At 46.0% G+C, this 20,174-nt stretch carries 15 protein-coding genes; 4 read left to right on the top strand and 11 right to left on the bottom strand.

All coding sequences use genetic code 11. The annotated features are described in order from the left end of the window. Positions 1–234: 234 nt before the first annotated feature. The 8 genes from RIG66_RS21575 to purC all read right to left on the bottom strand — a co-directional run bounded on the left by RIG66_RS21575 (position 235) and on the right by purC (position 12,879). Positions 235–2,844 carry a CHASE2 domain-containing protein gene (locus RIG66_RS21575; RefSeq protein ID WP_446380785.1) on the bottom strand — a complete coding sequence of 870 codons (2,610 nt, stop codon included), beginning with the start codon at positions 2,842–2,844 and terminating at the stop codon, positions 235–237. 403 nt (positions 2,845–3,247) lie between these two features. Further along, positions 3,248–4,333, bottom strand: a complete 1,086-nt coding sequence (locus RIG66_RS21570; protein WP_446380784.1) for an ATP-binding protein — start codon at positions 4,331–4,333, stop codon at positions 3,248–3,250. Between the two features lie 476 nt (positions 4,334–4,809). Further along, the gene (lpxB, locus tag RIG66_RS21565) at positions 4,810–6,159 is read right to left on the bottom strand and encodes a lipid-A-disaccharide synthase (protein WP_446380783.1); all 1,350 of its coding nucleotides are present in this window, start codon (positions 6,157–6,159) and stop codon (positions 4,810–4,812) included. Positions 6,160–6,318: 159 nt separating this feature from the next. Continuing rightward, the gene (lpxA, locus tag RIG66_RS21560; RefSeq protein WP_446380782.1) at positions 6,319–7,146 is read right to left on the bottom strand and encodes an acyl-ACP--UDP-N-acetylglucosamine O-acyltransferase; all 828 of its coding nucleotides are present in this window, start codon (positions 7,144–7,146) and stop codon (positions 6,319–6,321) included. A gap of 218 nt (positions 7,147–7,364) precedes the next feature. Then, positions 7,365–7,877, bottom strand: coding sequence for a 3-hydroxyacyl-ACP dehydratase FabZ (fabZ, locus tag RIG66_RS21555; RefSeq protein WP_446380781.1), 513 nt, complete (start codon positions 7,875–7,877; stop codon positions 7,365–7,367). Between the two features lie 162 nt (positions 7,878–8,039). Beyond that, positions 8,040–8,960 carry a UDP-3-O-acyl-N-acetylglucosamine deacetylase gene (lpxC, locus tag RIG66_RS21550; protein ID WP_446380780.1) on the bottom strand — a complete coding sequence of 307 codons (921 nt, stop codon included), beginning with the start codon at positions 8,958–8,960 and terminating at the stop codon, positions 8,040–8,042. Between the two features lie 169 nt (positions 8,961–9,129). Continuing rightward, positions 9,130–11,814, bottom strand: coding sequence for a BamA/TamA family outer membrane protein (locus RIG66_RS21545; RefSeq protein WP_446380779.1), 2,685 nt, complete (start codon positions 11,812–11,814; stop codon positions 9,130–9,132). A 330-nt stretch (positions 11,815–12,144) separates the two neighbouring features. Beyond that, entirely contained in the window at positions 12,145–12,879 is a 735-nt protein-coding gene (purC, locus tag RIG66_RS21540; protein ID WP_446380778.1) for a phosphoribosylaminoimidazolesuccinocarboxamide synthase, read from the bottom strand. Between the two features lie 359 nt (positions 12,880–13,238). On the opposite strand from purC, the gene RIG66_RS21535 reads away from it, so the two are divergent. Next, complete coding sequence (locus RIG66_RS21535; protein WP_446380777.1) at positions 13,239–13,496, top strand: DUF7219 family protein; 258 nt, start codon at positions 13,239–13,241, stop codon at positions 13,494–13,496. A gap of 344 nt (positions 13,497–13,840) precedes the next feature. On the opposite strand, the gene RIG66_RS21530 is transcribed toward RIG66_RS21535, so the two are convergent. Next, positions 13,841–14,032 (bottom strand): hypothetical protein, encoded by a 192-nt coding sequence (locus tag RIG66_RS21530; RefSeq protein ID WP_446380776.1) that lies wholly within the window; start codon positions 14,030–14,032, stop codon positions 13,841–13,843. Positions 14,033–14,204: 172 nt separating this feature from the next. Beyond that, positions 14,205–15,137, bottom strand: a complete 933-nt coding sequence (locus tag RIG66_RS21525; protein WP_446380775.1) for a PEP-CTERM sorting domain-containing protein — start codon at positions 15,135–15,137, stop codon at positions 14,205–14,207. A gap of 668 nt (positions 15,138–15,805) precedes the next feature. Between RIG66_RS21525 and RIG66_RS21520 the strand changes: the two genes are divergently transcribed. The 3 genes from RIG66_RS21520 to RIG66_RS21510 all read left to right on the top strand — a co-directional run bounded on the left by RIG66_RS21520 (position 15,806) and on the right by RIG66_RS21510 (position 20,059). Continuing rightward, a complete protein-coding gene (locus RIG66_RS21520; protein ID WP_446380774.1) occupies positions 15,806–17,143 on the top strand; it encodes an AAA-like domain-containing protein in 1,338 nt (445 codons plus the stop codon). Positions 17,144–17,310: 167 nt separating this feature from the next. Next, positions 17,311–19,788 carry a CHASE2 domain-containing protein gene (locus RIG66_RS21515; RefSeq protein ID WP_446380773.1) on the top strand — a complete coding sequence of 826 codons (2,478 nt, stop codon included), beginning with the start codon at positions 17,311–17,313 and terminating at the stop codon, positions 19,786–19,788. Positions 19,789–19,804: 16 nt separating this feature from the next. Then, positions 19,805–20,059, top strand: coding sequence for a hypothetical protein (locus tag RIG66_RS21510; protein WP_446380772.1), 255 nt, complete (start codon positions 19,805–19,807; stop codon positions 20,057–20,059). Here the strand turns inward: RIG66_RS21510 and RIG66_RS21505 are convergent. Continuing rightward, positions 20,048–20,174: transposase (locus RIG66_RS21505; RefSeq protein ID WP_446379469.1), on the bottom strand; the 127-nt coding region annotated here is incomplete at its 5' end. The genes RIG66_RS21510 and RIG66_RS21505 overlap by 12 nt on opposite strands.

Below are 20,174 nucleotides of genomic sequence, written 5' to 3'. Positions count from 1 at the left end.
TAAATGGTTTATTTCCACGAACAGTTTTTACTCCGAATACTTCTTGAGCTATACAATTCTTCTCTTCCTTGTCTACTTTCCTTCCTTGTCTCCCTTGTCTTATCCCCACCCTAAAGTAAAAAACCTACACCTGTCAGGGGGAACGAGGGGGGTGGGAGAAGGGGTTAGGGGATGAGGGTGAAATGCCTCCCAGCCCCTACAACCAAGCCCCTACGATTCCTGCTTCATCCGGGTTCACTCTTCCGTCACCACCTGGGTAATAAATCTCTCCACCAATGGAACTTGAAACCGATAACAATCTCCCCTCTTTTCCAATATTTCTTTGCGGATGAGACGGCGCACAGTGGATTTATTCTGGGGATGGGGAGTTTCTTCAGTGATTAGATATTCCAGGAAGTCTTGTTCAGGTTCACTTAAACTTGTCCATAATTCTCGAAAGTACATCCCCCCTGTTTCTATGGCGATGGGAATACAGATTTGGACATCATCGGGGGTAGCCAGTCGCCGTTTCTCCCGATTCAGGTGATCCACGATAACGGTACAAAGGAGTTGAACTAGATAAGGTTGACAGCGCGTGGCTTGGATAATTTGGCTCACGGTAAGGGATTCATAGATTTTAGGAAAATCTGCGATCGGTTGGACAATTAATTCCTCGGCTTCAGGTTTTTGCAGATAGGAAACGCGCAGGGAACGGGTATTAATTAAATAATCACTCCAATAGGGTTCGAGTTCGTCTAGAGTGTGGGAACCACTGAATAGAAGAATCCATTGGCGACGGTGTTGTAAAACGTGGCGCAGGAAGTTGAGAGGAATGCGGCTATTGGTTGTGGCGATAAGTTCGCTGAGGCGTTCGAATTCATCCAGACAGAGGAGAAAACGTTTATTGGGGGCGATGCGTTCTAGTTTTTCTAGCCAGGTTTGTAGGGTGAGAAAGGGTTCCTGGGCGAGTTGTTGGGGATTAGGATAAGGGAGGTCAAAATTGCGGGATTTTTTGGCAGCTTTGACGATTTCTTCTGCGAGGTAATTAGCTAATCCTTTTAAGGTGGTGGCGGTAGCTGCGCCTTGTAAGTCGATGAGTAAGGGGATTAATTCTGAACCAACTTTCTGGGGGAGATATTTTAAGGCTGAAGTTTTGCCCGTGCGTCGTCCCCCGTAGAGTAATAGGATAGGAGGTTGAGCGGAAAATACCAGGGTTTCGATTTCTCGGAAGATGTCTTGGCGCCCTTTAAATCGGGTTTTGGCATCATCAGGATTTAGGGAAGCGCCTGCAATGTAAACTTGGGGAATTTCGGCAGAACGTTTGGCTTGTTCTGCTAGGGTTTGTTGGGCGGTTTGTAAGATTTTCAGCCATTGTTGAGCAATTTTTTCTAGCCGATTGACTTGCTGGGCATCTCTATTGAAAGCTAAACTATCTTGTAAACGATGTAGTTGAGAGATAGAACGACCGAGAAATTCATATTGACGATAAGATGAGGTTGCTTCTCGAACTGATTGGGCGCTTTGACTGACTTCTAAAAACTGGGGAACGATAAATCCAAAGACTCTTGGAGGCGGTGAAGGAATCCAGGCTAATTGATTAGCAATTGCGGCAATATCTCCAGGAGTTCGACACTGTTTAAGAACACCTGCGACTCTAGAGACCATGATAAACTCAGGTAGTCGCAGAAAAACACCGACCATTTGCATTCCAATTAAGACTAAAGCCGCAGGTACAACTGGAATCCATCCGGCAAAGCTGGAAAGAATAAAAAAGCCGATACCAAATAGTATACCGAGTAAAGGAATTGCACTTAAGCCTAAAATTAGAGGATGACGTATTTTCCAATTCAAACTTGCCCCTATCAGCGCCCAAGCAATAATCCAGAGTATTTCTACCCATGCTGGCAAAACCCAAATCAGGGGTCGTCCATCAAGTACAGCACTGAGAATCTGACTCACCCCATGCCCCTGAATCTCTAATCCTCGCATTTCTCCGTAAGGGGTAAAGAAACTATCTTTCATGCTGGTAGCAGTAACGCCAATTAATACAACCCGATCCTTGACCCATTGGGGATTAATTTTACCTTGGAGAACTTCGGTTAATGTCACGGATTGCGCGATGGGTTGAACCGCACGGTAATTAAGGATGATTTGTTGACCTTTAAAATCATAGCGTTGATAACCTCCAGCACGAGGTTTTAAATCGGCAAAAATAACATCCTTAAGCTGCAAGTTGCCATTTTCGGCGGTAAATGTGGGTAATATATTCTCGGCGGCTAAATAGCGAAAAGCGAGTTGAATGTTAAGGCCGTAGGGGGTGGGACAAGGTGAGGTTGAAGGGACGTTTTGATATAATAGCTGGCGGCGTAGTAGACCAGTTTCGGTGTTTTTGCTGTCCACTACTACATTACTAAAGCCGAGATTTTGCCACGGAATATCGGGGAAAGACGCGGTTCCTTTATCGCTTTCACTGCTAACCTTACAGATATGAATCACCCGATTGGTTTGACGCAGATAGGTGGGTAAATCTGTGGATGATACTCGCCGTGCGTCGCGATCATGAATTGGGTTATCTCGATAGATGTCTAAGCCAATCACTCGCGGTTGCATTGATTCCAGTTTCTGCAATAATTTGACTAGCACGTCATCAGATAAAGGATAGCCGTAGTTCTTGATATCAGCTTCGGTTATTTTCACTAGCAATAAACGTTTATCTGGTTGCTCTTTTGGTCGCGATCGCATCATTTGGTCATAGGCGCTGAGTTCCCAAGGCTGTAGTCCTCCCAGGGATCTGATGAGTAGTATAATTAGTGCGATCGCGAAACTTATAATTAGGCTTCCTGGAAGAGTAGAGTATGAACGCATGAGATAAACTTCAAGTTCAATATTGTTAATTTAAAAGGCGTGGTAATAACTTAAATGACATGTTGCCAACTTGTATAGCCGGGAAATAAATTTCCGGAACCCAAGCTCAAGTAAGCTTTAGCTTACTGGGTAATACCCAATCCGGGTTAGCCATCTCCCTTATAACCCAGTCCGTGTAGGCGGACGAAAGGCAAGTGTAACAGCGATTTTAATCACCGTAGCAAAAGGGTATAACTTAGTGCCTACTATAAACAATTTCAACACAACAGGACAAAATATGAACCCGTTTTAACGGGTTTTAGCTTTTAGCCCGAACTTTAGTTCAGGGCTTTTATCTTTAATTCAGGACTTTAATTCAGGGCTTTTATCTTTAATTCAGTACTTTTACTTCAATTCAGGGCTTTTATCCCCCAACCGCATTTTTAACGCGCTGTAATAACTCCTCAAACGGCACCACCTTCAATACAACCAAAATCGCCACAATTAAAATAACCGTTCCCGCAATCAAATTACTCGTATCATCCAACTTATCCCCCACAAATCGCGCCATCCGCCCCAATTTCATCGGCAACCACAACAACAAACGCACCGGACGCTTTAACCGCCGCTTTGTCACCCCTGAATGAGGAACCCGTTGGGCTTCCTGTTCAAACTTTTGCCTCGCCCATTCATCAGGACGACTATGTTGTTGCGCCTCCCATAACCACAATCCTGCTAATTGTAATAATAAAGGATGTCGTCCACCCCAAGCCAATCCTAGTTTCTGCCGTTCTGGACTCAACGCCGCCGTCGCCCCCGGTATTTTATGTTCCGGTAAGCGCATCAAATCCGTTGCTTCGGTTTCCGTAATTCCGCCCACAGGCAAAACTTGACCCAGATTAAAAAACGAGGACAGGAATCGATACTTACGTTTATAAACATCCAAATTTCGATAGGAAGCAATCACCAACATTAACGCATTGCAATCCATTAACGAGCGCAAATTATCATAAAAATCATCGGTAAACTGATCCGGTTTCGCTAAAATTTCCTCAAACTTATCCAAACACAACACAGGTAAAACATTCTCCGCTTGCCAAGCCTCAATTGCTATTGAAAACCCCTGTCGGTCTAGTGTCCCCCCTTGTAACGGTGTCGCTAAAGCCGGATTCGTTTGTACCACTGGACGATTGAGTAACGCTTGGGCAATAGCCTGATAAAAACTGCTTTCTTTTCGACATTGTGCAGCTTGCAATGATAAGTAAACGACCACATAATCCCCCGAATTTTTGCCAGCCCCCTGTACTCGTTGTTCGTAGGTCTGAAAAAAGTGATAAAGTAACGATGATTTACCAATCCGATGTTCTCCCACTACATTAATACTTGTGGGTTGAATATTAACCAGACGCGAGGTAATAAAATCCAATTCTTCTCGCCGCCCGACAAAGAATTGGGGGTCAGTAATCATTAACCCCGCACAAAACGGGCAAGATTGCTGGGATGAGTTCATAGGTGATTTTAGATGGGGATACCTCAATTCCTCAACGGGAACAGGAAACGGGGAATACCTAATTTATACCAAATCGGGGTCGATTACCCCCTTGATAGATCCCCCTCATTCCCCCTTTTCGATCCCCCTTCCGTCCCCCGTGTTAGATCCCCCACCCGTCCCCCATCAAAAGGGGGAAGCCAACGGATGCTTCGCTTTTTGTTCCATGGGGGAAGCCAGAGGATGCTTCGCTTTTGTTGCACGGAAGGGGGAGAATTCAAAGCCTCTCTCCTTGCAGGAGAGAGGTTTGGAGAGAGGTTTTCCAGATAAGGTTAACCCGCCCCTACACAGACGGCAGATTTCCTCAAAAGATTAGAATTGTAGGGGCGCATGGCGTGCGCCCATTTTAACAGTTGTAGGTTGGGTTTCGACTTCGCTCAACCCAAGGAAAACCTTGGTCATGTTGGGTTTCGCCACTAGAAGCGCTAAAGCGCTTACTACAAACCTACGGGGTGAACTAGCTGGAGAATCGCTAACGCCGCGCGATCGCATACACCGACTTCCCCTAATAATTGACGCATTTGTTGATAATTTGTCAGGGTTTGTTGACGTTTCTGGGGATCGAACAAAAGTTCCATAGCTTCTCGAACCAAGTTTTCTGGCGTAGCCTCCGCTTGCAGTAACTCTGGCACAATGGGACGCATCACCACTAAGTTTGGCGGTGACATAAAGGGAATGGAAAAGTTGAGGAAAGTACGGGCAATCCAGTAGGTTAACGGACTCACACGATAAAATACGACCTGGGGAACATTCAGCAGCGCTAATTCCAAATTTACTGTACCGGATTTGGTAATCGCTAAATCAGCGGCGGTGAGTACCTCCTCAGTTTTTTCTGTCACTAACGTCGCCTGAAGTCCATAGTCTTCTATCGCTTTTTCAATCGGTTTTCGATAGGCTTGATGAGATAGGGGAATCCAAAAGATTGGGGATTGGGAATTGGGGATTGAGGATTGGGGAAGTTTTGACTTTTGAATAAGGGCGGGTTTTGTTGATAAGTTATCAGTGACAAGCTTATCTGAGTGGCTAAACCCTCCCCTACAATTGACTGTTGACTGATCTCCCCCTGCTTCCCAGACGTGCCATGGCACGTCTCTACAAGTCGATAACTTCTCCTGAAGCTGCTGGGCGGCGGAAAAGATAATTGGCATCATGTATTTGATTTCTTGATGTCTGGAGGCGGGTAAAAGCGCGATCGCGGTTTGATCGGGTTTAATCCCTAACGCCGCCCTCGCTTGCTCCCGACTGGGATAGGATTGGATGCGATCGACCAAGGGATGACCCACCCAATGCACCGATGCCCCTTTTTTTTCAAAGTAACGGGCTTCTTCGGGAAATATCGCTAAGAGTTTGTTCGTCATTTCCACAATTGTGGCTGTATTGTGGGGAAAGAGTGACCAAACCCATTCTTGGGGGGCGATGTAATACACCACAGGAACGTGGGGAAGCTGACGCTGAATAAATGTGCCAATACCGAGATTGGGTCCCATATAGTCAATCAGGACTACTAAATCTGGAGGATTATGTTTAAGGTATTGTTTAGCGCGACGCTGAATGGTTAAGGTAGGCAGAACAAAGGGCAAAGATTCTAATAGTCCGACTGAGCCAATATCTGTAGTATTTCCTAATATTTTAGCACCAGAAAGCGCCATTTTTTCGCCCCCTAATGCCACAATAGTTAACTCTATTCCTTGTTGCGTGGCTTGACGTTTAAGGGCATCAATTAGCATTGCCCCTTGCAAATCACCAGAGACTTCACCCGTACTGATAAAAATTGTTTTTTTAGTCATTCGTCATTTGTCATTTGTCATTTGTCATTTGTCATTTGTCATTCGTCATTTGTCATTTGTCACAGGTGTAGGGTGCGTTAGCGCAGCGTAACGCACCATTTCAAAGGATATAGCACTACTACAAACCAGGTTCCCTTGAGCGAAGTGAAGGGTCAACACTTAACACTTCTCCGTGTCTTGACTATGATGAAAACGACGCCCTGGAATCGAACCACGCCGCCCAGGTAATTGCGATCGCTCTAAGAATAAGCGTAGGTGCTGTACCTGTTCATGCTCAGATATTAGATGGAGTTGTTCTAGGGCTTGATTGAAGGTGTAATCAGAGCGATAGAGTGTCTGAAATGCCTTTTTTAAGTCTCCCAGGGACTCGCCGTTAATTCCCGCTCTTTTGAGACCAACTAAATTGAGCGATCGCACTCGTGCGGGGTTGCCTTCTACTAACATATAAGGGGGTACATCTCGGTCAATACGACTCATTCCGCCAACCATTGCCAGACGCCCAATGTGGACAAATTGATGAATGCCTAAAACACCACCAATGGTTGCTTTTTTTTCAATATGAACATGACCCGCTAAGGCGACTCCATTGGCGATAATCACTGAGTTTTCTAACACGCAATTGTGAGCAACGTGAACATAAGCCATCAACAAATTGCGATCGCCAATAATAGTGGCTTCTCCTGCACCCGTTGCTCGGTTAATGGTGACATATTCCCGAATCCGATTATCATCACCAATTCTGACCCAACTTGGTGCGCCATCATATTTTAAGTCTTGCGGTTCTAAGCCAATAGCTGCCCCAGGAAATATTTGGTTTCTCGCGCCAATTTCGGTCGGTCCTTCTAGAACCGCATGTGCCCCAATCTTCGTCTGTGAACCCACTTTTACATTATCGCCAATGACCGCATAAGCACCAATTTGAACTGTCGGATGCAGTTGGGCACCAGGGTGGATTACAGCAGTAGGATGAATCAGTGTTGTTGCCATATAGCGATCCTATTTGAGTGGTGAACAGGGTGAGTTTGTCATTCGTCATTCGTCATTTGTCATTTGTCATTTGTGAGGGTTTTAGGATTAAATGTAAGGTTAAGCGATCGCATAAATTTCAGGTATGATCATCTATACCGACGCTTCTCTATTTTTAAGTGCGACAGGATAAGGAATCCGGGAGCGCTAACCCTAATTCGGGATAGCGCAATTGGGAGCTATTCAACTAAAGAAAACATCAATTCCCCTTCTGCAACTCGCTGATCGTCAACGACTGCACGAGCTTGCATCTTTCCAAAACGACGGCGTTTGACGGAGACGAGTTCCGTCGTCATTATCAGTTGATCGCCTGGTACGACAGGACGGCGAAAGCGAACTTTGTCAATTCCGGCAAAAACAAATAAGGCGTCATCCACGTCAGCCATTTGTTTTAAGACAATGCCACCAACTTGAGCCATGGCTTCTACAATCATCACCCCTGGCATCATCGGTCGTCCCGGAAAATGCCCTTGGAAATAAGGCTCATTAAACGTGACATTCTTGATGCCAACCGCTAGCTTTCCAGGAACATATTCAATAATTCGGTCAACTAAAGCAAACGGATAACGATGAGGCAGGATTTTATGAATGTCTTCAACCGTGAAAATTGTTTTGGTTGATGACTCAGACTGAGTTGGGTCTGTATTGTCGGTGGAATCATCGTGGGTGTTAACGTCAATCAAGGTAGACATGAGTAAATTAGGGTAAAAATGAGTACCGATGAGCAGGGAGCAGTGACCCGTTAAGTGAATCAGTCAACTCATCCAGAGTTCAAGCTGATTGAATACTGATCACTTATTTTCCCGTGCTGCACAAGGAACTTGGATGAGCTAGCGTTCAGTTGCCAGTGGTGATCAAGTGCCAATGACGGCTGATGATTGACGACTGACATCCCAAGCGCCGATTTGCCGAGCCAGTAATCTCGCCAATTGAATATGCAGATTGTGACTGGCTTTGTAGGCGAGGAAGTGAGCGACAGGAAATTTCCCCAATAAACTCAAATCCCCTACTAAATCTAAAAGTTTATGACGCACTGGCTCATTTGAAAATCGCAAGGGAGGATTCAACCATCCGTGATCACCGCAAACTAAGGCATTTTCCAAGCTACCGCCTTTAATTAAACCGCGATCGCGTAATTGGTCAACTTGGTTGGCTAAACCAAAAGTTCGTGCTGGTGCGATCGCGTCAGCAAAATGCTCCTGTTCCGGTGTCCAGCTATGCCATTGATTGCCAATCGCTGGGTTCTCAAAATCAATGCCGTAGGTAAATCGAGTCATCGGTGCGGGTAAGGCGGCGACAAAGGCATCCTCTTGATTAACCCAAATGGGTTCCTCAACAGACATGGGGGAAGAGAGGGGAGGGAAAGGAGACGAGGTTTGAGGAGGTTGACTCTCAACCATCCCCACCTCCTGAATTGCTTTAATCCAAGCCAACGCCGAACCATCCAACAGGGGAACTTCTGATCCGTCAATTTCAATACAAGCATCGTCCACTCCACTCCCAGCGAGGGCGGCGAGGAGATGTTCGACGGTTCTCACCGTCACCTCGGAATCGGCAGAAGTCTCACCGTTTCCCGCCCTCAACTGAGTCGAAAGCATCGTAGTAGAGACAGCCTCCACTCGCGCTGGAATCACAGGTTTTCCTGGCAAGTCAACTCGGACAAAATAACGTCCCATCCCAGCCGCAGCAGGCAAGACGCGAACAGTGGTAGTAATCCCACTGTGCAATCCAATCCCTGATCGTTCAAAAGCAGCACCCAAAGTGTAGTTTGTCATTTGTCATTCGTCATTCGTCATTCGTCATTCGTTGATTGTTCATGGTTCATTGTTGATTGGGAATCTTCTCCCTCATCTTCCCCATCTTCCCCATCTTCCCCATCTCCCCCATCTCCCCCATCTCCCCCATCTCCCCCATCTCCCCCATCTTCCCCATCTCCCTCAACCGTTAAAAGCGTTCTCCAATACCGAAATGGAGACGGCTTTCTCCCTCATCATTAAACCCATAATCCACACGAATCGGACCCAAGGGAGATTGGACTCGGATACCAATCCCGTAGCCAAAGCCGGTGCCAGGTTTATCGCGAACGATCGCAGGTTCACCCGGTACATCATCACCTGTGCCTAAATCAGTGCCGAAGTCCACAAATAAAGCACCGCCCACCACAGAGATAATCGGAAAACGGTATTCGGCGGTAGCTTGGATAAAGCTGCGACCTGAACCCACTTCTCCCTCATCGTAACCGCGTACTGAGTTACTACCACCGAGAGAAAAGGCTTCGTAGGGGGGTAAGTCTCCAATCGCAGTTCCGGCTTGCACGTTAAAGGCGAGGGATTCGGCTCCTTCGGTAAAGTTGGTAAATTCTACGGGTAAATAGTAACTGTAGCTACCGCGCAGGCGACTGAGAAAGATACTCCCTTGACCAATCGGAATCGTCTGTTCAACACCGAATCTGAGCAGAGAACCACTGGTAGGTCGTAGGGGATTATTTCGGCGATCGCGCACCGCCCCCAGTTGCAGGGTAAACAGGTCGTCTTCACCGTCGCCACTGAAGCTTAAATCGTTACCTAGTTCATCCTCTGGACTCAAATCACCATCTGAATCCCGAATCGACACATTTTGAAATTCCAATCCGGCTGATGCTGTCCATTCAGAACGGCTATAGAGGTCGCGGGATAAGGGACGAGTAAAATTAATTCCACCCCCTGTACGCACCACACGAGGGCGATCGCCATTGTCCAGTTCAACCTCATTCTCACCCCCGTCGAAAATCAGGGAAATCGAGCGGCGGCGGAAAGCATTCACGGTGTAGGATGTGCGGAAGGGATCGCCAGCAATCCAAGGGTCGGTAAAGCGCAGGTCAAACAGCAGGGCGCGTTCTCCCACCTGGAATTCTGCTCCTAGGGTTTGGTTATTGCCACCAAGGTTTTGTTGCTGATAGCTCACTGTACCAAATAAGCCACTGGCAGAGCTAACTCCCGCCCCCGCCGCCAGGGAGCCTGTGTTTTTCTCAATCACATCCACCACCACCACAACTCGACGGGGGTCAGTTCCCGGAGCAAAGGAGAGGCGCACGTCATCAAAGAGTCCCAGACCAAAAACTCGTCGCAAATCCCGTTCAGCAATTTGGCGGTTAAATACATCCCCCTCATCGAGTTGCATTTCTCTGGTGATGATAAAGGGACGAGTACGCCCGCCAATGGGTTCATCCTCTGCCGTGAGTAAGCGAATTTGCTCACCTTCGTCATTCAGGATGGGTTCTCCCTCTTCATCAAGATAGCGGACGGCAATCTCTTCAATCACACCTTCTGCCACAGTCACGGTGACAATGCCATCATCATTGACATCTGAGGCATCAACCACTTGAGCCAGGTCGTATCCCTGTTCTTGATACCAGTCGTTTAACCGTTGAATGCCTTGTTGCAGGTCATTCAGGTTAAGAATTTCACCATATTGCTCTTGGAAGATCTGATCAACCACCTCCTGAGGTAGAACCCGCGCTTCGGCTGCTGGGGGAACCGTATTCACCGCCACCTGACGCAGTACGGGGTTCGGTTCGACCACAAAGGTAATCCGCACACCCAAGGGAGTATCTTCGGGTACAACGTCCACACTTCTGAAGAAACCTGTGGCAAAGACGGCATTCACATCTTGCTGTAACTGAGAGCGAGTGGTTGCCAATCCGGGTTGGGTGCTAATGGCGCGAAAAATCTCGTTTTCCAGTCGCTCTTGGGGTCCGGTGTAATCCTGAAAGTCAATGACGACTTCTGAGACCAGAACTCGTGGTTCTGGCTGATTGGCGGGCGGCGTTGGTGCGTCAGTTGGCGGAACTTGAACTTGGGCAATTAGGGGAGGCGTAGGCGTCACCCTTGGCGTCGCTATGGCATGAAGGGCTAGATGATTTAGGGTTGTAGGGTTAATTGTTGATTGTGTCGAATTGACCTGAATCGGCGGGGAGGTTGATTCTGCCTCATTTCTAGGGTTATCTTTTGCCAATTCGCTGGTTTCTGTTGTCGTTTCGTCAATAACTTGAGCGAACCGAGGAGAAGAAACAGCCTGGTGATGAACTCCCCCATGATTTGTGGGTTTGACCAATGGTAATGGCGTTGAACCCAGCTCAATTTGATGAGTAGCTGGATTTTCCTGAATTGGCTCGGAGCTCGATTCTGTCTCCCCTCTAGGACTCTTTGTTGCTGATTCGGTCGTTTCTATTGGAGGTTCGTCAATGACTTGAGCGAACCGAGAAGAAGAAACAGCCTGGTGATGAACTCCCCCATGATTTGTGGGTTTGACCAATGGTAATGGCGTTGAACCCAGCTCAATTTGATGAGTAGCTGGGTTTTCCTGAATTGGCTCGGAGTTCGATTCTGTCTCACTTCTCGGACTGTCTGTTGCCGCATCAGTCGTTTCTACTGCGGTTTGATCGAGTGCTTCACTCAGCCAATTTTGAGTAGTTGTTCCGTCGGGGTGTTCTGGCGTCCCCGTTTTCTCATGTTCTCTTAACCTATCCCGTTGACCGGGGTCAAATCCCAGGATAGGCTGGTCAGTCGTTTGCCCATGGCTAGGGGAGTTGGATAAACCAATGCTAGCCGTTACAGCGAGAATTGCCGTTAATAAAGGAGATAAGCGCATGATCCTCAGATTTTTTGACACGTCCACACACCACGTTGATTGCAAGGATTGCGATCAGTTTTTATCCATTGTTTACTGCTTGTTACTCAGTTGAGCGATCGGCTACTGAACAAACTCGGTTAAGTTGACTGAGAACCTGATCTCTAGTTACCTTAAACTTAAGCTGTCATCACTGAACTGATAAAGGACAAAATACCAGGATTTTTATCACCTCGCTTACTCTTGAGCAATGAAGTCCCTTTAGCACAGCTTGGCATCCCATACCCACCCGTTAACAAGCACATAAAAAAGCAGACATCATAAACCTTACAGCTTTCTGTCCTCTGCCTTCTACTTTCTGCTGTCTTGAGCTAGCACTCGCTCTAGAACTTGCTGATAGGCTTGTTCAACCTGTCCGAGATCCCGACGAAAGCGATCTTTGTCCATGACTCGCTGTTGGGGATCAGTTTCGGCTTGGTTCCACAGACGACAGGTATCGGGGCTAATTTCATCGGCTAAGAGCAACTGTTGGTTGGCATCAATGCCGAATTCTAGCTTAAAGTCCACCAGGGTAATGCCGCAGCTTTGAAAAAAGGCGGTGAGACTCTGGTTAACTTGTAATGCTAGTTGTTCTAGCTGGTTGAGTTGGTCGGGTGTTGCCAGTTCTAGGAGTAATAAGCGATCGCGAGTGAGCAAGGGGTCTCCTAATTCGTCCTTCTTATAGTAGAATTCCACCAAGGGTTGGGGCAGTATTTTGCCCAGCTCTAATCCAGTTTGTTGACACAGACTCCCAGCAGCAATGTTCCTGACTACAACTTCCACGGGCAAGATTGTCACCCGCTTGACGCGCATCTGGTTGGGAGTGGGACAGTCAATGAAATGGGTACGAATGCCTTGAGATTCCAGAAACTTAAACAAGTGAGCCGCGATCGCGCAATTCATTTCCCCTTTACCGACGATTTGACCTCGCTTTTGGGCATTAAAGGCAGTCGCATCATCTTTGTAGACGCTTAGGAGAATCTCTGGATCTTCCGTCGGATAAAGGATTTTGGCTTTGCCTTCGTAAAGTTTTTGCGGTTGAGACATGATCAGAGTTGGCTCGATAGATTCATTGAATCAGGATAGTGCAGTAGGGGTTTGGTGACCAAACCCCTACTTCAGGCTGTCCCCCAGGGCGATGCTGGGTAGTTGAGGTCAAATTCACTACAATAGTAGATGGTGGGAGTCTAAAAAATTTGTACCATTAATTATTCTGTGTGATCCACTTCGCTGATGGGAAACTTGCGCCGCGTTAGTCTAGTGCAAGAAGGCAGAAATAACTGAACAGCTAATATCTCCTCCAGCTTCATCGTATCTACGAAGCTGCTCAAGTATTTCCGCAGCACTGCACGAGGGGGAATTAGATTATAGTTTATCGACAATAACTTTTATCAAAGGAGATCCAAATGACCGATAGAGATGAGTTTTTATATCCACGCAGTCGCTATTACGGCGATGTCAAGCCGGAAAATTTAGTGTTTAATGCCAATTTACAGGAATTCGCCCAAAAGGTAAACTATATCTGCAACTTAGAAACCGCAGGTAAAGTTGAACCCGAAGCTGCCTATAAACAAATTAAAGAGTTGTGGCATAATTTGAGACAGAGTAAACAAGAACTGGCAGTTGGTCAGCATCCTTTCGGTGGGGATGACAGGGAGAAATAACCTGTAGGGGTTACCCGTTTGCATTAATGAACAATTGTATCTACTTAATGAACTCGGGTCGCCCGTTTAGGGTTAAAGTTGGGAACATGGGAATTAATCAAGATCCCAGGCTTCTCCAAGAAGCCTGGGATCTGTCTGTGTACCTCACGTACAGCACTTTCTAACACGGTGGAGTATAGCAACTCTAGGACAGCTCTGTTCTGCTCTTGTTTGGGTGTATCACATCGAGTTTGAAAACGCTGTAGACACAGATTAAAACCTTGCCAGCATTAGTTTTCTTAAGTTGACACCAATGACCGACGTGCGCCCTATTCCCAACCTGCGCCCTACCCTGGCTTCTAGGTTTATGCGCTCAATTCTCGCGACTTTTGCCTCACCATTCCCGCAATTACGGCTTGTTGCAATTTCATAAAAGCGTTGATGTCTTCTAAACCATATTTTGTGGTTTGTAGTAATTGCCGGAGTTGGTTTTCTGCTTCAACGCTAAGATAACCATTGATGAGCGCTTGTTGGACAATTTGCCGAATTAAAATCATGGTCTTTATCCCTCCTTGGAAATTGTCATTAACGACGACTAGGAAACTTTGCTCAAGACTCTAACTTTTCACAGGAAGCCTAGAAACCTACATCGGGCATCGGGGCGGGTTTAGTTCAATCTGGGTGCAACCGAAAAGTTGTAGAGACGTTGCATGCAACGTCTCTACTTGTTTACATCCGACGACGCTTGCGGATTTGACTGGCAAAAATTAAGCCGACAGTGGCTAACCCAAACACTGTACCCGGTTCAGGTACAGATTCACAGTAATCCCGTTCGCAAATACCGGATTTGTCAAACTTAAACGCAATATTGTGGTTGCCATCAAACTGATTTAAGTCATAACCTGCCGTTATTAAATCAGAATCACTCAGATACATAATATCGGCAATAAACTCTCCTGATGCAATAGAGTTGAGGCTTTGACCTTGATCGAAATAGGTTGTTGTGGCGGGTAAATCCCCGAAACTGGGTTCACATAAACCGGGAATACAATCTCGGGTAACCACAGCATTATTATAGGCTTCTATGCTGCCAAAACCATTGTTTTCTCCTGTAACACTTTTGGCGGTGACATTGGCGTATAAACCTACTTCTGGTGCGCCGGAATCACTGTTGGGAGAGAAACGAACGGCAAATAAATCACCCGCTTCACTGGCGGTGGTAAAGTCTTGCTCAGTCAAGTTGATAAATAAATCACCCCAACCCGTATTTCCGTCATCCGCGCCAGTTCCCTCTACACCAGTTAAAGGCATATTGCCATTGAGGACAACTAAAATGCTATCAACTGTTTCCTTGACAGACATCCCGTAGAGTTCATAGCGATTATCTTTGCCGCCAACGATATCGCCATCAACGCCATCATTGGGGGAATCTTGACTATGATCCCAGGGGGCGTCATCACTAGGTTTTGGTCTGGGTTTTTTGCCAGGATCAAGTGCGCCGCCATCGTTGAGACATTCTTCAAAGATACTGAGAACAGAGCCTTCATTTAAGGCTCGTAATGTGGCAGATTGGGCGGCTTCTCCTGTGATAAAAATTAAGCCAAATGCAGCGGTTAAACTAATTAGTTTTGCGCCAATTAAGGGTATGTTACGATTAGACATTATTTTCTCCTTAAACTGGTATGTAGTCAGGGAACTTTAGCCCTAAATTATGTTGGTTTTAATGACGGGGCTGTAGTCAGATCTTTAGCCTATCAACACACGTCGGTTAATCCCTTGGAACGAAACTAAAATCGGGTTAGCTTGGATATTGTCTGCTTTCTGTAACATGATCCTAGGATGTCACCATTGTCGGCTAAGTTGAGGCACTAAACCTAGCACAGCTACTTCCCTAAAAACTCAAGTTTGATGCGGTGCGTTACGCTTAGCTAACGCACCCTACGACTAGAATACTGCATAGTGTACAGGGGGTTGCGTTTTATTTATAAACCGATACAAACTCAGATTCGTCATCAGTCATCTTGCCTTTGTCCTTTGTAAATGGGAAATCCGGCGTGATTAGGTTTGCCTAGCTCCAATTCGTGGATTTTCAGACTACTCTTATTAAAGGGCAAACTTACTCGCCCTAACCCCCCGCAACCTATCAATTTGTCCGCTAACCCATAGCACTGAAATTGGCATAAGGTATCAAAAGGTATCGAAAAGTATCAAAAGGTATCAAAAGGTATCACCGTTTTGAGTCAGGGCGGGTTTTGTGAAGAAGTTATCGGTGGTATCCTCGATTTATAGGCTAAACTTGCCCCTACAAGTTATTACAGGGAATTTGCTATATGTTGTGGGATGCATTTCTAAAACGAGTCGCTGATGCTCATGATTTGTTTGAAGAAGATGAGCGACAAGCTTTCTTGGTTCGGTTTACTGAGCGAAATTTACCCCGTTCTGATATCCAAGTCGCACAGGATTTGAATATTAGTGAAGTGACGCTGCAACGGCGACTGGGAAAGGGAGTTTATACTCATTTAGTCACCAGTTGTCCTCAGCTTGATACCGATAAAAAGGGAAAATTTAAGATTGTCAGAGATTGGTTGAAAAAGGGGTATGTTCTCTGTCAAGGGAATGGCACGATGGGGATGAACAAAACGACTGTAAGTCCACCCTCTCCAATCGCAAATTCTCCTTATGTCGAACGTCCCCCGTTTGAATCGCTATGCTATCAAACTCTTTTTAAACCCGGTGCGTTGATTCGGATTAAAGCACCCCGACAAATGGGTAAGACAGAGTTAATGGCAAGGGTTTTGAATTCCGTTCAACAACAAGGCTATCACAAAGTCTATTTAAACTTGTGCCAACCGGAAGAATCGGTAGTGCAAGATCTCGATCAATTTTTGCGTTGGTTGTGTGTCAATGTCAGTCGTCAGCTACAAAAACCGCTGCAACTCCAGGACTATTGGGATGTGGATCTCAGTAGTAATGATAACTGTTCGGCTTATTTTCAGGACTATTTATTAGAACAAATTGATCGCCCTCTAGTTTTGGGTTTGGACACGGTTGATCGACTGTTTACGCATTTACCTATTGCACAAGATTTCTTTGGAATGCTGCGGGCATGGCATGAAGATAGTAAAATTATTGATAATTGGCAAAAACTTCGATTAATTGTGTCTCATTCGACCGAAGCTTATATTCCGCTGGATATCAATCACTCACCGTTTAATGTGGGAATAACGATTTCCCTACCCGAATTTACAGCCGAACAGGTGACTGAGTTAGCTCAAAAGCATGGACAGGGATTAAGTCAGGCTGATGTGAATTTATTAATGAATCGGGTGGGAGGACATCCGGGTTTAATTAAACAAGCGTTGATTGGGCTACAAACCTTGGGGACAATGACCTTAACTCAGCTATTGAATGAAGCGGCGACGGAATCAGGGATTTATGGGAGTTATTTACGAAAGATTTGGCGTGAATTGCAGGACAATCCAGCCTTGATTCCGGCGCTGAAAAAGGTGATTGAAGCCAACCATAGCGTGAAATTACCCTCCAAACTTGCTTATCAGCTTGAAAGTATTGGGCTGGTGAATTTAACTGGAAATCAGGTAATGATGCGATGTGAGCTTTATCGTGACTATTTTGGTTCTCGCTTGGCGAATTTTTGGGAGGGTTCGTAGTAATGGCTTTAGCCTTTGACGGGAGGCGAAGCCTCCCCAATAGCATTCCCTTAAGAGGAATGTCATTGACTTAAATCTGGTGGGCAATGCCCACCCTACGGTATATCTGGGAACGAGAATGACGAATGACAAATGACAAATGACGAATGACAAATGACAAATGACAAATGACAAATGACTATCATGTAGGCGGAAGCTTACCCCCAAATGCGACAAGCTATGTGAGGCGTTCAGCAGATAAAGAACTCTATGAAGGATTAAAAGCTGGCGAATTCTGCTATGTGCTAAATTCCCGACAAATGGGTAAATCTAGTTTACGAGTGCAAACCCAAAAACGCCTGAAAGCCGAAGAAATTGCCTGTGCGGTAGTTGATTTAACTCGCATTGGGCGTCAGGCAAATGAACAACAATGGTATAAGGGAATTGCTTTTCGTTTAGTCAGTGAATTACGACTGGCGAATCGCGTCAAATGGAAACGGTGGTGGGATGATCATGACTCCTTAGCACCTGTACAGCGGTTGGGGGAGTTTATTGAAGCGGTTGTGCTGGATATTATCAATAAAAATTTAGTTATTTTTATTGATGAAATCGACAGTACCCTAAATTTATCCTTTCCCACCGATGATTTCTTTGCCTTAATTCGATCCTACTATAATGGACGAGATACGAAGCAACGCTATCAGCGTTTAACCTTTGCATTGTTAGGAGTCGCCAGCCCATCGGATTTAATCCAAGATAAAACCAAAACACCGTTTAATATTGGCAAAGCGATAGAATTACGGGGGTTTAAACTAGATGAAGCCCTGATTTTAAGCCAAGGATTTGCAGGAAAAGTTAAGCGTCCACGAAAAGTGCTGGAAGCGATATTATATTGGACAGGGGGTCAACCCTTTCTTACCCAAAAATTGTGTCATTTGGTACAACTGTCCTGTGACTCTCAGTTAGACACTATTATCGACAAGGATGGGGGGAGTCGAGTTATCGATTTCCGCGATAATTTTAGCCGTAAACCTCTAAGGATAAATCCGGCGAGTTTCCCTAGGTTAGGGGATTTATCAAGAAGGCTTAGGAGTAAAAATCGCCCCGACACAAATGAACGGGAATTCGTCAAACAAATCGTGCGATCGCAGATTCTGCTAAACTGGGAATTCACCGATCATCCCGAACATCTAAGAACGATACGCGATCGCATTCTCCTCAGTCACCATAGCGCTATCCCATTACTCCGCCTCTATCAACAAATCTTACACCAGGGGGAAATCCCCGCCGATGAAAGTCACGCCCAACAGGAATTGCTACTCTCAGGATTAGTGATTCAGCGTCAGGGTAAACTGAGAGTTCATAACCCCATCTACAAATCCATCTTTAATCGCCAATGGGTCAACGCTCAACTTCCAGCACAAAACGACCATTCTGTCAAGACCCCAGCTTGGACAATTCCGATCCTCAGTGGGGTTGTCAGCATTGCAGTGATTGGAGTGCGATCGCTCGGATTATTGCAAGGGTTAGAATTACAAGCCTTGGATCAATTAATCCGGTTGCGCCCAACCGAAGCCTTAGACTCGCGCCTATTGCTGGTGAAAATAACCGAAGCCGATATCAACAACTACCGCTATCCTTTATCCGATGACGTGCTAGTCCAATTATTGCAGAAATTGGAATCGATGCAACCGCGAGTAATCGGCTTAGATATCTATCGAGATAACCCCATTCATTATCGCGACACACAGCGAGACTCTTCCCTCGACTTACCCACCTATCTACACCAAACCAATCGAGTCATTCATATCTGTAAGGTTAGCAGTGAAAGCGATCAAGGAACCGCATCCTTCCCCCATCTTCCCTGGCAAAATCTCGGCTTTAGCAATGTATTGGTGGACAGCCAAAACACCGAAACGGGTCCACTACGCCGCCAACTCTTGTATCAAAAAGTCCCTGCAACCTCACCTTGTCCCACCCCCTACGCCCTTAACGTTCAACTCGCCTTTCGCTATTTAGCCACCGAGACTATTTTACCCACATTTACCACCAAAAACGGCAACTTACAGCTTGGGGATGTTATTTTTGCCGATTTAAAACCCCGTGCTGGCGGATATCAACGCTATGATTTTAGAGGTCAACAAATCCTCCTCAATTACCGTGCGGTTCACCCCATCGCCCAATCCGTGACACTAACCGAAGTTCTCCAAGATAAAATTAATCCCCAATGGGTCAAGAATCGAGTAATATTAATAGGCGTTACCGCCACCAGCATCAAAGATAGTTTCCATACCCCTTATGGAGAAATGCGCGGCTTAGAGATTCAGGCGCATGGGGTGAGTCAGATACTCAGCGCGGTACTCGATAAACGTCCCTTAATTCAACCTGGGAATTTCTGGAGTGAGGTATTGTGGATTGGGGGATGCTCCTTAATTGGCGGACTATTGATTCAGTTAATCCCCAAACGCCCCTACCAAATCCTCGCCATAGGCACAGCATTAATTCTATTATCAGGACTAAGTTTAATTCTATTAATTCACGGCTATTGGATACCCCTAATCCCATCCGCGATCGCCTTAATTGTTTGTAGTAATGTTTGTAGTAAGGGCTTTAGCCTTTTACCAGCCTCAAATCGTGACGACACAAGTATAACAAAAAACAAATAAAAAGGACAAACAACAAATGACCAACAAACTATTCAACCTTGCCATCATACCCCTTCTGATCATCGCCCAGAAATCCCCCCTCGACGCCCTCATCTTCAACCAACCGCCACCCCCACCGGATAAAGACACACCGGGACAACAAGCGGATTCAGGAACCCGTGGACCCTGTGACGCACAGCCCTCGCAAACTGATAATGAATTAGTCGCCTTTGTCCCCGCCATTGAAAAACCAGCGCCAGAAAATTCGGGTCTTCCGTACTTAGTGTGCTAAACCGTTAGGATAATGCCACAGAAGTAAAGCGCGTATTGTAAAATTATTAAAGTTCCTGAAGCCAAATCCACACCGTTTTAATAGTTTCAGCTTATTGTTAACTCCTTCAACTACT

The sequence above is a fragment of the Coleofasciculus sp. E2-BRE-01 genome, from assembly GCF_040221695.1.
In the GTDB taxonomy this organism is placed as follows: domain Bacteria; phylum Cyanobacteriota; class Cyanobacteriia; order Cyanobacteriales; family Coleofasciculaceae; genus Coleofasciculus.
This window is presented reverse-complemented; position numbering and strand designations above follow the sequence as displayed.

What these genes read in the sequence shown, in the direction of transcription:
- RIG66_RS21575 (WP_446380785.1), bottom strand. Translation starts at nt 2,844, where the DNA reads ATGCGTTCATACTCTACTCTTCCAGGAAGCCTAATTATAAGTTTCGCG.
- RIG66_RS21570 (WP_446380784.1), bottom strand. Translation starts at nt 4,333, where the DNA reads ATGAACTCATCCCAGCAATCTTGCCCGTTTTGTGCGGGGTTAATGATT.
- lpxB (WP_446380783.1), bottom strand. Translation starts at nt 6,159, where the DNA reads ATGACTAAAAAAACAATTTTTATCAGTACGGGTGAAGTCTCTGGTGAT.
- lpxA (WP_446380782.1), bottom strand. Translation starts at nt 7,146, where the DNA reads ATGGCAACAACACTGATTCATCCTACTGCTGTAATCCACCCTGGTGCC.
- fabZ (WP_446380781.1), bottom strand. Translation starts at nt 7,877, where the DNA reads ATGTCTACCTTGATTGACGTTAACACCCACGATGATTCCACCGACAAT.
- lpxC (WP_446380780.1), bottom strand. Translation starts at nt 8,960, where the DNA reads ATGACAAACTACACTTTGGGTGCTGCTTTTGAACGATCAGGGATTGGA.
- RIG66_RS21545 (WP_446380779.1), bottom strand. Translation starts at nt 11,814, where the DNA reads ATGCGCTTATCTCCTTTATTAACGGCAATTCTCGCTGTAACGGCTAGC.
- purC (WP_446380778.1), bottom strand. Translation starts at nt 12,879, where the DNA reads ATGTCTCAACCGCAAAAACTTTACGAAGGCAAAGCCAAAATCCTTTAT.
- RIG66_RS21535 (WP_446380777.1), top strand. Translation starts at nt 13,239, where the DNA reads ATGACCGATAGAGATGAGTTTTTATATCCACGCAGTCGCTATTACGGC.
- RIG66_RS21530 (WP_446380776.1), bottom strand. Translation starts at nt 14,032, where the DNA reads ATGATTTTAATTCGGCAAATTGTCCAACAAGCGCTCATCAATGGTTAT.
- RIG66_RS21525 (WP_446380775.1), bottom strand. Translation starts at nt 15,137, where the DNA reads ATGTCTAATCGTAACATACCCTTAATTGGCGCAAAACTAATTAGTTTA.
- RIG66_RS21520 (WP_446380774.1), top strand. Translation starts at nt 15,806, where the DNA reads ATGTTGTGGGATGCATTTCTAAAACGAGTCGCTGATGCTCATGATTTG.
- RIG66_RS21515 (WP_446380773.1), top strand. Translation starts at nt 17,311, where the DNA reads ATGACAAATGACTATCATGTAGGCGGAAGCTTACCCCCAAATGCGACA.
- RIG66_RS21510 (WP_446380772.1), top strand. Translation starts at nt 19,805, where the DNA reads ATGACCAACAAACTATTCAACCTTGCCATCATACCCCTTCTGATCATC.